At 58.7% G+C, this 12,295-nt stretch carries 11 protein-coding genes and 1 tRNA gene; all 12 read right to left on the bottom strand.

What is annotated here, in order from left to right; translation table 11 throughout:
* Window positions 1–136: 136 nt before the first annotated feature.
* The gene (rpsO, locus tag B2D37_RS22550) at window positions 137–406 is read right to left on the bottom strand and encodes a 30S ribosomal protein S15 (protein WP_079204781.1); all 270 of its coding nucleotides are present in this window, start codon (window positions 404–406) and stop codon (window positions 137–139) included.
* A gap of 149 nt (window positions 407–555) precedes the next feature.
* The gene (gene truB, locus B2D37_RS22545) at window positions 556–1,473 is read right to left on the bottom strand and encodes a tRNA pseudouridine(55) synthase TruB (RefSeq protein WP_079204780.1); all 918 of its coding nucleotides are present in this window, start codon (window positions 1,471–1,473) and stop codon (window positions 556–558) included.
* Between the two features lie 4 nt (window positions 1,474–1,477).
* Window positions 1,478–1,885: a 30S ribosome-binding factor RbfA gene (rbfA, locus tag B2D37_RS22540; protein WP_079204779.1), complete on the bottom strand. Its 408-nt coding sequence runs from the start codon at window positions 1,883–1,885 to the stop codon at window positions 1,478–1,480.
* A 120-nt stretch (window positions 1,886–2,005) separates the two neighbouring features.
* The gene (infB, locus tag B2D37_RS22535; protein WP_079204778.1) at window positions 2,006–4,489 is read right to left on the bottom strand and encodes a translation initiation factor IF-2; all 2,484 of its coding nucleotides are present in this window, start codon (window positions 4,487–4,489) and stop codon (window positions 2,006–2,008) included.
* A gap of 26 nt (window positions 4,490–4,515) precedes the next feature.
* On the bottom strand, window positions 4,516–5,997 hold the full coding sequence (gene nusA, locus B2D37_RS22530) for a transcription termination factor NusA (RefSeq protein ID WP_079204777.1): 1,482 nt from the start codon (window positions 5,995–5,997) through the stop codon (window positions 4,516–4,518).
* A gap of 47 nt (window positions 5,998–6,044) precedes the next feature.
* Window positions 6,045–6,503, bottom strand: coding sequence for a ribosome maturation factor RimP (rimP, locus tag B2D37_RS22525; RefSeq protein ID WP_079204776.1), 459 nt, complete (start codon window positions 6,501–6,503; stop codon window positions 6,045–6,047).
* A 302-nt stretch (window positions 6,504–6,805) separates the two neighbouring features.
* Window positions 6,806–6,891 (bottom strand) — tRNA-Leu (locus B2D37_RS22520).
* A 25-nt stretch (window positions 6,892–6,916) separates the two neighbouring features.
* The gene (secG, locus tag B2D37_RS22515) at window positions 6,917–7,297 is read right to left on the bottom strand and encodes a preprotein translocase subunit SecG (protein ID WP_079204775.1); all 381 of its coding nucleotides are present in this window, start codon (window positions 7,295–7,297) and stop codon (window positions 6,917–6,919) included.
* 4 nt (window positions 7,298–7,301) lie between these two features.
* Window positions 7,302–8,057, bottom strand: coding sequence for a triose-phosphate isomerase (gene tpiA / locus B2D37_RS22510; RefSeq protein ID WP_079204774.1), 756 nt, complete (start codon window positions 8,055–8,057; stop codon window positions 7,302–7,304).
* 63 nt (window positions 8,058–8,120) lie between these two features.
* The gene (gene glmM / locus B2D37_RS22505) at window positions 8,121–9,458 is read right to left on the bottom strand and encodes a phosphoglucosamine mutase (RefSeq protein ID WP_079204773.1); all 1,338 of its coding nucleotides are present in this window, start codon (window positions 9,456–9,458) and stop codon (window positions 8,121–8,123) included.
* Between the two features lie 20 nt (window positions 9,459–9,478).
* The gene (gene folP, locus B2D37_RS22500; protein WP_079204772.1) at window positions 9,479–10,330 is read right to left on the bottom strand and encodes a dihydropteroate synthase; all 852 of its coding nucleotides are present in this window, start codon (window positions 10,328–10,330) and stop codon (window positions 9,479–9,481) included.
* An 8-nt stretch (window positions 10,331–10,338) separates the two neighbouring features.
* Complete coding sequence (ftsH, locus tag B2D37_RS22495) at window positions 10,339–12,252, bottom strand: ATP-dependent zinc metalloprotease FtsH (protein WP_177345255.1); 1,914 nt, start codon at window positions 12,250–12,252, stop codon at window positions 10,339–10,341.
* Window positions 12,253–12,295: the final 43 nt, after the last annotated feature.

Below are 12,295 nucleotides of genomic sequence, written 5' to 3'. Positions count from 1 at the left end.
ATTCGTGGGCAGTTGCGGGAGTCGAACCCGACACTGTCCTAACAGGCGGTTAAATGCGTACGACTGAAACGCAAAAGCTGGAAGCAGGGACGCACCCCACTTCCAGCTTCGGCAGTCAGCTACGCATAAGCATTGCTTAGCGACGCAGACCCAGGCGACCGATCAGGGCGCTGTAACGACTAACGTCCTTGCCCTTCAGGTAATCCAGCAGCTTGCGACGCTGGTTAACCATACGGATCAGGCCACGACGCGAGTGGTGGTCTTTACCGTTGATTTTGAAGTGACCTTGCAGCTTGTTGATGTTGAAGGTCAGCAAGGCAACTTGCACTTCCGGGCTACCGGTGTCGCCTTCAGCTTGCTTGTAGTCGTTAACGATCTGGGCTTTATCTTCAACGCTGAGTGCCATGTGGGCGTCCTCTCAGTTAGGCAACGGCCGAAACAGTTGCAATAGGCCGGGAATCGCTTCCCGTGATTTTAAAGTGAGGAATGACCGTGCCTATTAACAGCCACCCTCGATACGCTGGCGAGAACCGAAGCCCTCCACCAACGCCACGGTCATACCGACCGAATCAAACGACGCGGCGCAATGCGCCCGTCTTCGCTCACTTCACCGATCCCGATGAAGCAACCATTGTGATCTTGCACCCGTACCATGCCGAACTTCGGCGCTTCCGGTGCGCGTACCGGCTGCCCTTGCAGCCAGTAGAACGAACTGTGCTCGGAAAACTGCAACAACGGCCAATGCAGCAGGCCACTGTCCACCGGCAGCAGAAACTGATCGACAGCCTCATGACCACCCTCGGCATGGGCCTGTTCCAGCGCCTCCAGGCTCACCGTTTGGTCTAGCCCGAAAGGGCCCGCCTTGGTACGCCTTAGCTGCGCAACATGGGCGCCGCAACCGAGCAAGTGGCCGATATCCTCGACCAGAGTGCGTATATAGGTGCCTTTCGTGCAGTCGACCGCCAGGCACGCTTGCTCCGCCTCGCAGCTCAGTAATTCCAAGCGCGCAATAGTAACAGAACGCGGCTCGCGCTCCACCACCTCACCGGCACGGGCGAGCTTGTACAGCGGCTGCCCGTCACGCTTGAGCGCCGAATACATCGGCGGTATCTGGCTGATTTCACCGCGAAAACGCGGTAACAATGCCTCGATATCGGCACGACCAACGGTCACCGGGCGACGCTCCAGCACTTCGCCTTCGGCATCGGCGGTGGTGGTGGTGACGCCCAGTTGCATCAGGGTCTCATAGCCTTTATCGGCGTCCAGCAAATACTGCGAGAACTTGGTCGCCTCGCCGAAGCACAACGGCAACACGCCAGTAGCCAAGGGATCGAGACTCCCGGTATGCCCGGCTTTTTCGGCGTTGAGCAACCAACGGACTTTTTGCAGCGCAGCGTTGGAACTGAAGCCGCGCGGCTTATCCAGCAAGATGATGCCATTGACCGGACGACGAATACGTTTCACCTGAGCCACGCGCTTACTCCTTGGCCTCGGTTGTTTCGTCGCCGTGCGAATTGTCTTCACTGACGGCCCGCTCGATCAACGCGGACAATTGCGCACCCCGCACCACACTTTCGTCGTAGTGGAAGCGCAAGTTGGGCACGCTGCGCAGCTTCATTGCCTTACCCAACTGCATGCGCAGGAAACCGCTGGCGTCGTTGAGGACCTTGACACTTTGCGCCACGCGATCGACGCCTTCCTCTGGCTCAGCGCCCATCACGGTGACGAAAACCTTGGCATGACTGGCGTCGCGGCTGACTTCCACCGCGGTAATGGTCACCAGCCCGCCCAGGCGCGGGTCTTTGATTTCCAGACGAATCAATTGCGCCAGTTCACGCTGCATTTGGTCGCCGATGCGTTGGGCACGGCTATATTCTTTGGCCATTTATACTACCTTCCACTCGCCACGACGTCCTGAAAAACGCCGGACCTAAAAGCGGCAAACGCCCGGCCGCGCAAAAACGGGGCCGGGCGCTGCATATTGCAACTCGCTGCTACATGCCTGTTACAGGCTGCGAGCCACTTGGACTTTTTCGTACACTTCGATCTTGTCGCCAGGCTTGACGTCGTTGTAGCTCTTCACGCCAATACCGCACTCCATGCCGGCACGCACCTCGGACATGTCGTCCTTGAAGCGGCGCAGGGATTCCAGTTCGCCTTCGAAGATAACCACGTCTTCGCGCAGGACGCGGATCGGACGGTTACGGTGCACGATACCCTCGAGCACCATGCAACCGGCGATCGCGCCAAACTTCGGCGAACGGAACACGTCACGCACTTCGGCGATACCCAGAATATTCTCGCGAACATCGCTGCCGAGCATACCGGTCAGAGCTTTCTTGACGTCTTCGATGATGTCGTAGATCACGTTGTAGTAACGCATATCCAGACCTTCCTGCTCGACGATCTTGCGCGCGCCAGCATCGGCCCGCACGTTGAAGCCGAACAGTACAGCATTGGAGGCCAGCGCCAGGTTGGCATCGGATTCGGTGATACCACCGACGCCGCCACCGACCACACGCACTTGCACTTCATCGTTACCCAAGCCACCGAGCGAGCCTTGCAAGGCTTCCAGCGAACCACGGACGTCGGATTTGAGGACGATATTGAGCGTCTTCTTCTCTTCCTGGCCCATGTTCTCGAAGATGTTCTCGAGCTTGCCGGCGTGAGCACGAGCCAGCTTGACTTCGCGGAACTTGCCTTGACGGAACATGGCCACTTCACGGGCCTTCTTCTCGTCGGTCAGCACGCTCATCTCGTCGCCCGCTTCCGGAGTGCCATCCAGACCGAGGATCTCGACCGGAATCGACGGACCCGCTTCCTTGATGGCCTTGCCGTTTTCATCGAGCATGGCGCGAATACGGCCGTAGTTCGAGCCGACCAGAATCATGTCGCCCTGGCGCAGCGTACCGTCCTGAACCAGCACGGTGGCAACCGGGCCACGCCCCTTGTCGAGACGCGACTCAACCACGACGCCACGACCAGGAGCGGACGGGGTCGCTTTAAGCTCGAGTACTTCGGCTTGCAGCAGGACCGCTTCCAGCAAGTCGTCGACACCAGTACCGACTTTCGCCGATACCGAAACGAACGGCGTATCACCGCCCCACTCTTCGGACGTAACACCGTGAACGGACAGCTCGCTTCTGATGCGATCGAGATCGGCACCTGGCTTGTCGATCTTGTTCACGGCAACGACCAGCGGTACACCGGCGGCCTTGGCATGCTGAACCGCTTCAATGGTTTGCGGCATTACACCATCGTCCGCCGCTACAACCAGGATCACGATGTCGGTCGCCTGGGCACCACGGGCACGCATGGCGGTAAACGCCGCGTGACCCGGAGTATCGAGGAAGGTGACCATGCCACGATCGGTTTCGACGTGGTAAGCGCCGATATGCTGAGTGATGCCGCCGGCTTCGCCTGCAGCCACTTTGGCGCGACGGATATAGTCGAGCAGCGAGGTCTTACCGTGGTCAACGTGACCCATTACGGTCACAACCGGCGCACGGGAGAAGGTCTCGCCTTCAAACTTCAGCGACTCGGCCAGCTGATCTTCCAGGGCGTTGTCGCTGACCAGTTTGACCTTGTGGCCCAACTCTTCGGCGATCAACTGGGCAGTTTCCTGATCCAGTACCTGGTTGATGGTCACCGGAGTGCCCAGCTTGAACATGAACTTGATGACTTCAGCCGCTTTAACCGACATCTGCTGAGCCAACTCACCGACGGTGATGGTTTCGCCAATGGCGACATCACGTACGACCGGACCAGTCGGGCTGTGGAAGCCATGCTGATTGCGCTTCTTCAGCTTGGACTTGCCACGCCCACCACGACGATGGCTGTCGCTTTCTTCGTCGACGCTGCGCGGCGCCACACGGGGTGCCGGTGCCTTTTCCTTGACCGCAGGACGATGCTGGGTGGTCTTGCGATCACCACGACGATCGGCATCTTCATTACGCGGCTTGTCGGGACGGCGCGGTTCGTCTTTCTTGCGCTCTTCAACCACTGCAGCGGCCACCGGCAACTCGACCGGCGCAACCGCTACAGCTGCAGTCGTCTCGTCAGCTTTGGCGCCAGGTACTTGAGCCTGCGCGCCATCAGCTGCGCGACGCTTGGCTTCTTCTTCTACCTTCACCCGTGCCGCTTCGGCGACCGCACGCTGTTCAGCCAGCTCACGCTGCTTCTCGGCCTCGATCTCTTCAGGGCTGCGCTTTACGAAGGTTTTCTTCTTGCGCACTTCAACGCTGATGGTCTTGCTACCTGCCACCCGAAGGGTGCTGGTAGTTTTACGCTGCAAGGTAATCTTGCGCGGCTCTTCAACCTTCACGCCGTGGCTGCTTTTGAGATGGGCAAGCAAAGCCTGCTTCTCGTTATCGGTAACAACTTGCTCGGCACTGCTGTGCGGCAAACCCGCCTCACGCATCTGCTGCAGCAGGCGCTCTACCGGTGTGTCGACCACTTGGGCCAGTTCTTTCACCGTGACTTGCGTCATGCACTTCTCTCCTCAGGCCGTAAAACTTACTCGAACCAATGGGCTCGGGCGGCCATGATCAGCTTGCCGGCACGCTCTGCGTCGATGCCGTCGATGTCGAGCAGGTCGTCAATCGACTGCTCGGCCAGGTCTTCGCGGGTAACCACACCGCGTACTGCCAGTTCTTGCGCCAAGCCTTTGTCCATACCCTCAAGTGAGAGCAGGTCTTCGGCCGGGTGGGCGTCTGCCAGTTTTTCTTCTGTGGCGATGGCCTTGGTCAACAGGCGATCTTTTGCCCGTGACCGTAGCTCGCTGACGATGTCTTCATCAAAACCATCGATGCTGAGCATCTCTTCCATCGGCACATAAGCGATTTCTTCCAGGCTGGTGAAGCCTTCTTCGACCAACACCTGGGCCAGCTCTTCGTCGACTTCCAGCTCGTCGATGAAGTGCTGCAGGATGTCGCCGGTTTCTGCTTGCTGCTTCGCCTGGATGTCCGCTTCGGTCATCACGTTCAGCGTCCAGCCAGTCAGTTGACTGGCCAAACGAACGTTCTGACCACCACGGCCAATAGCCTGCGCCAGGTTGTCTTCGCCGACGGCGATGTCCATGGCATGGGCATCCTCATCGACAATGATTGCAGCAACTTCCGCTGGCGACATGGCGTTGATCACAAACTGCGCGGGATTGTCATCCCACAGCACGATATCCACACGTTCGCCGGCCAACTCGCCGGATACTGCTTGCACGCGCGACCCACGCATGCCGATACAGGCACCTTGCGGGTCGATACGCTTGTCTTTGGAGCGCACGGCCAATTTGGCACGCGAACCAGGATCGCGCGCAGCAGCCATGACTTCGATCAGCTCTTCGGCGATCTCCGGCACTTCGATGCGGAACAATTCGATCAGCATTTCCGGCGCGGTACGCGAGAGGATCAGCTGCGGACCGCGGTTCTCGGTGCGGATTTCCCTGAGCAAGGCACGAACCCGGGCACCGACGCGGAAAGTTTCCCGCGAGATGATGTCCTCGCGCGCCAGCAGCGCCTCGGCATTGTTACCCAGATCGATGATCACATTATCGCGAGTCACCTTCTTCACAGTGCCGGAGATGATTTCGCCCAAACGCCCACGGTAGGCTTCAACCACCTGGGCACGCTCGGCTTCGCGAACTTTCTGCACGATGACTTGCTTGGCGGTTTGCGCAGCAATACGACCGAACTCGATGGAGTCGATCTTTTCATCGAGCACATCACCGACTGCCGCATTGGCTTCAATCGCCCGCGGCATATCAACGGTAACTTGATGCGCAGGGTCATCGAAATCGGCTTCTTCAACCACTGTCCAGCAACGGAAAGTTTCATAGTTGCCCGTTTGGCGATTGATCGCCACACGCAACTCGACTTCGTCTTCAAAACGCTTTTTGGTGGCAGTGGCCAGGGCCAATTCCAGCGCCTCGAATATAACGCTAGCCGGTACGCCCTTTTCGTTGGACACCGACTCAACAACCAGCAGTACTTCTTTGCTCATCGTACGCCTCGCCTTTCGCAATCCATTGGATCCGCGGGATCCGCGTCTCAATCAAACCTGGGGATAATATTGGCCTTGTCGATCATGTCGATCGGCAACAGGAACTCATGGTCATCCACCTGCACCACCACGTCCTGTTCCTCCACGCCACGGAGGAGACCTTGAAAGTTACGGCGCCCCTCGAAAGGCGAACGCAGCTTGATTTTCACCTGTTCGCCGGCATGGCTGGCGAACTGTTGCAACGTGAACAGCGGCCGATCCATACCGGGCGAAGACACCTCCAGGGTGTACTCCGCACTGATCGGATCCTCAACATCGAGGACACCACTGATCTGCCGACTGACCTTCTCGCAATCTTCGATAAGAACGCCATCGGCATGATCGATATAAATTCGCAGCAAAGAATGCCGCCCTTGCGACAGGAACTCGAGACCCCAGCATTCATAGCCGAGTGCTTCGACTACCGGGGCCACCAAGGCCTGCAACTGTTCTAGCTTGCTCGACACCTGAGCCCCTCGCGCATGCTGTGCAAATGAAAAATGGGCGAAACGCCCATCCCTTTAACCGACCTCTAAAGACCGGCAAATCTGTCTCCCAGCTAGCAAAAAGCCCCTGAAAAGGGGCTTTGCTGCTGGTCGCGGGAGGACTCTGGCTGAACCAACGACCTTCGGCTTATGAGCCCGACGAGCCACCAGACCGTCCCATCCCGCGTCAAAGCTGGGGCCGAAGTATACGACCGAACCCTCGCAAGGGTCAACCAGCGCTTCAGCAACAAGAAAGCCCGCATGCTGCGGGCTTTCTTGTAAATTGGTACCGAGGAGGGGACTCGAACCCCTACAGCCTATGGCCACTACCACCTCAAGGTAGCGTGTCTACCAATTCCACCACCTCGGCAAAATCACTTGTTGCGTATTGCTTGTTACTGCTCTGGAGCCTGAGGTACGTCAGCCGCGTCAACAGCCGGCTTTTGCTCTTCGAGCACGGGTACATCTTCTACAGCGGGCTTGACCTGCTGCACTTCCAACACCGCTGGATCAGGCAAACCAACCTGAGTCAGCGCATCAGCCTTTTCTTTAGCAAAGAACGCTAAGCCCAAGCTAGTTAAGAAAAAAGCGGTGGCGAGTATAGCAGTAACGCGACTCAAAAAGGTAGAGGTACCTTGGCTACCGAATACGGTACCTGAGGCGCCAGAACCAAAAGACGCACCTGCATCCGCACCCTTGCCCTGCTGCAATAAAACCAGCGCAACCACACCGATCGCACCCAGCAGATGAATAACTACTACGCCTGTTTCCAGCATTATGTCAGCTTCCTGCGGCGCGACAAATCGCACCGAACTCATCCGCATTCAGAGAGGCCCCACCAACAAGCCCCCCATCGATATCTGGCATACCGAACAACTCGGCTGCATTGGCGGCCTTCACACTGCCGCCATATAGAATTCTTACCGCACACGCCACTTCAGCACTCTGCGCGGCCAACTGCGCACGGATAGCGGCATGTACCTGCTGCGCCTGCTCGGGTGACGCCGTCAGACCCGAACCAATAGCCCAGACCGGCTCATAGGCAACCACTGCCCGAATAAAAGCCTCAATGCCCAGAGCCTCGACAACGCTGGCCAACTGCGCACCAACCACATCGAGGGTCTTGCCCGCCTCTCGCTGCGCAAGGGTCTCGCCCACGCACAACAACGGCGTCAAACCACAAGACTGCACGGCAGCAAATTTGCGCACCACCTCGGCATCGGTCTCACCAAGCAGCAAACGCCGCTCCGAATGACCAACCAACACCAAGGCACAGCCAACATCCTGCAACTGGCTGGCAGCGACCTCACCCGTAAGAGCGCCTTGCTCAGGATCGACCGCACAATCTTGCGCACCGACCGTAACACCCGTACCCACCAGACCACCGAAAACCTCAGCGATATGTAAAGAGCACGGAAACACAGCAATCTCGACATCAGCAGGCAACACCTGCTGACGCAAACCGTTGATCAGCTCTGCGACGCTGGCGCGGGTACCGTGCATTTTCCAGTTACCAGCTACCAAGGGGCGACGCATGCTTTACCTCATCGATCAAAGAGGGCGCAGATGTTACCCAACGGCACCGGGACTGGCAAGCGATCAAACACAGACTTCAGCAACAACCTTAGCCAATTCATCGGCATAGCCGCGCACCAGGGCCTCATCGTCGCCCTCGACCATCACCCGCAGCAACGGCTCGGTACCGGATTTGCGCAGCAGAACGCGACCGCGGCCCGCCATTTGCTCGGTCACCCGCGCACTGGCATCCCGCACAGCAGGGTGCTCGAGCGGGTCGACCCCACCGGAATAACGCACGTTGATCAGCACTTGCGGACACTTGCGCAAACCCTGTCGCGCTTCTGCCAAGCTCTGCCCGCGACGCCTTAGCGCCAGCAGCACCTGCAGCGCAGCGATGATCGCATCACCCGTCGTGGTGTGCTGAAAACACACCAGGTGCCCCGAGTTCTCCCCACCCATCTGCCAGTTGCGCGCCAGCAGCTCGGCAACCACGTAGCGATCGCCGACCTTGGCCCGCACGAAGGGAATACCCAGGTCGGCCAGCGCCAGCTCCAGACCAAGATTGCTCATCAGAGTGCCAACCACACCGCCTTGCAACTTGCCGCGCTCCTGCAGATCACGCGCAATGATGAACAACAGCTCATCGCCATCAACCAAAGCGCCCGTGTGATCGACCATCAGCACACGATCCGCGTCGCCATCGAAGGCGATGCCCAGATCGGCCTGCTGCGCCACCACCGCGGCCTGCAAGGCTTCGACATGGGTAGAACCGCAGTCATGATTGATATTCAGGCCGTCAGGCTGGGCCGAGAGTACTAAAACCTCGGCCCCGAGTTCGCGAAACACGCTAGGCGCCACTTTATAGGCCGCACCATTGGCGCAATCGACCACGATCTTCAGTCCGGCAAAATCGGTACTGCTCGGCACACTGCTCTTACAGAACTCGATATAGCGCCCCGCTGCATCGTTGATCCGCGACACCTTGCCCAACTGCCCGGACTCGACCACGGTCATCGGCGCATCGAGCAACTCCTCGATCATCAGTTCGATCTCGTCAGGCAGCTTGGTGCCCTGCCCCGAGAAAAACTTGATGCCGTTGTCGTGATGCGGGTTGTGCGAGGCACTGATGACGATACCGGCCTCGGCATGAAAGGTACGAGTCAGGTAGGCGATTGCCGGTGTCGGCATCGGCCCCAGCAACATGACGTCGGCACCCGCCGCGGACAAGCCGGCCTCCAGCGCCGACTCGAACATGTAACCGGAAATCCGCGTGTCCTTGCCGATCAGAATTCGGCACTTGCCTTGCTTGCGAAATGCCATGCCGGCTGCCCAGCCGAGCTTGAGCATAAAATCCGGGGTGATGGGAAACTCGCCGACACGCCCACGAATACCGTCGGTACCAAAATATTTTCTAGCCATGACCACGATTCCTTGATTACTTATTCAGCTGCTTCGACTGCAGCCAGCATACGCACCACATCGACGGTTTCAGCCACATCATGAACCCGCAGGATGTGCGCCCCCTTGGTTACCGCCAAGGCCGCCAGGGCAAGACTGCCGTATAGACGTCCACCAACCTCATGACCGAGCACCCGGCCGATCATGCTCTTGCGTGAGACGCCGACCAGCAGCGGCCGACCCAACTCATGTAGCGACTGCAAATCCTTGAACAAGCTGAGATTGTGCTCCTGAGTCTTGGCGAAGCCAAAGCCCGGATCGAGAATCAGCCGTTCGCGCGCAATCCCCGCCGCCGCACAGGCCGCCATGCGCTCGATCAGAAAGTCGCGCACCTCGACCAGCACATCGGAATATTGAGGATTCTGCTGCATGGTGGTCGGCTCACCGCGCATATGCATCAAGCACACCGGCAAACCGCTATCGGCGGCAGCATCCAGCGCCCCATCACGCTGCAACGAACGTACATCATTGATCAAGCCAGCCCCGAGACGCGCAGTTTCACGCATCACCGCGGGCGTCGAGGTATCCACCGAGATGATCACATCCAGCTCGGCAGCAATGGCCTCGACAATTGGCGCAACGCGCTCCAGCTCTTCAACCGGCGACACCGCTCGCGCCCCGGGACGCGTGGACTCTCCACCGACATCGATCAGGCTGGCGCCAGCCCGCACCATCGCCTCGGCATGGCGCAAGGCCGCGTCGCGCTGGCCGAAACGACCGCCATCGGAAAAGGAATCGGGAGTGACATTGAGGATACCCATCACCTGCGGACGGGTTAAATCAAGAAACCGGCTGCCACAAGGCAGCCGGTTCAGATGACACACTTCAGACATCGTGATCCTTAATGCTCGGCGGCAGGGCCACCGATAGGCTTCTCGGGACGATCCGTTTCGTCGGGACTGGCCACTGGCGTACCGGCATCACCACCACCGCTCCAGTCGCGCGGCTCACGCGGGACACGGCCATTCATGATTTCTTCGATCTGCTCGGCATCGATGGTTTCGTACTTCATCAAGGCCTCAGCCATGGCATCGAGCTTGTCGCGATTCTCTTCCAGCAGACGCTTGGCAGTGCCGTAGCACTGATCGATGATGCTGCGCACTTCCTGATCGATCACCTTGGCCGTCTCAGCCGAGACATTGGTGTGCTGACTGCCCATGCTGCGACCCAGGAAGACTTCACCTTCCTCTTCGGCATACATCAGCGGACCGAGTTTTTCGGACAAGCCCCACTTGGTCACCATGTTGCGCGCCAACTGGGTGGCACGCATGATGTCGTTCGATGCGCCAGTGGTCACACCATCGAAGCCCAGGGTCATTTCTTCGGCAATACGACCACCGAACAGCGAGCAGATCTGACTGGTCAGGGCGCGCTTGCTCAGGCTGTAGCGATCCTCTTCCGGCAGGAACATGGTCACACCCAAGGCACGACCACGCGGGATGATCGACACCTTGTAGACCGGGTCATGCTCGGGCACCAAGCGCCCGACAATGGCATGGCCGGCCTCATGGAACGCCGTATTGAGCTTTTCCTTGTCCGACATGACCATGGATTTGCGCTCGGCGCCCATCATGATCTTGTCCTTGGCCAGCTCGAACTCTTTCATCTCAACCACGCGCTTGCCGGAACGTGCGGCAAACAACGAGGCCTCATTGACCAGGTTAGCCAGATCGGCACCGGAGAACCCCGGAGTCCCACGAGCAATCATCGCAGGCTCGACATTTTCGCCCATCGGCACTTTGCGCATGTGCACTTTGAGAATCTGCTCGCGACCACGAATATCCGGCAGACTGACCACCACCTGACGGTCGAAGCGACCGGGACGCAACAGCGCAGGATCGAGCACATCAGGACGGTTAGTGGCGGCAATGACGATGACACCATCGTTCGCCTCGAAGCCGTCCATCTCCACCAGCAACTGGTTGAGGGTCTGCTCACGCTCGTCATGACCGCCACCCATACCGGCACCACGATGGCGACCGACGGCATCGATTTCGTCGATAAAGATGATGCATGGCGCATGTTTCTTCGCTTGTTCGAACATATCGCGCACGCGGGACGCACCCACCCCGACGAACATCTCGACGAAATCCGAGCCGGAAATGGTGAAGAACGGCACTTTCGCTTCACCGGCAACCGCCTTGGCCAGCAAGGTTTTGCCGGTACCGGGCGAACCGACCATCAGTACGCCACGCGGAATACGCCCGCCGAGGCGCTGGAATTTGCCCGGATCACGCAAGAACTCGACCAATTCGCTGACTTCTTCCTTGGCCTCGTCGCAACCGGCGACGTCAGCGAAGGTGGTCTTGACCTGATCTTCCGAGAGCAGGCGCGCCTTGCTCTTGCCGAAGCTCATGGGCCCGCCCTTGCCGCCCGCACCGCCCTGCATTTGGCGCATGAAGAACATGAACACCGCGATGATCACCAAAATCGGAAAACTGGCCACCAGCAACTGAGTCCAGATGCTCTGCTGCTCAGGTTGCTTGCCGATTACCTGCACATTGTTGTCGATCAGATCTTTGATCAGGCCATTGTCCTGAATTGCCGGACGTACGGTCTCAAAAGAGGAACCATCGCCACGCACGCCGCTGATAATGAAACCATCAACAGTGACCCGCTGAACCGCGCCATCTTGAACCTGCTGGATAAACTCCGAGTAATTGAGCTTAGTGGACTCGTTCGGACTGGAGAAATTGTTCATCACCGTCACTAGGACTGCCGCGATGATCAGCCACAGGATCAGATTCTTTGCCATGTCGTTCAATTAGCTACCCTCTGAAGCAGGCCCCGTGCCGAAG

Origin of the sequence: Pseudomonas sp. CC6-YY-74, from assembly GCF_002025205.1 — a bacterium.
GTDB lineage: Bacteria > Pseudomonadota > Gammaproteobacteria > Pseudomonadales > Pseudomonadaceae > Aquipseudomonas > Aquipseudomonas paeninsulae.
Note: the sequence above shows the minus strand (reverse complement) of the source record. Positions and strands in the feature narration are given on the sequence as shown.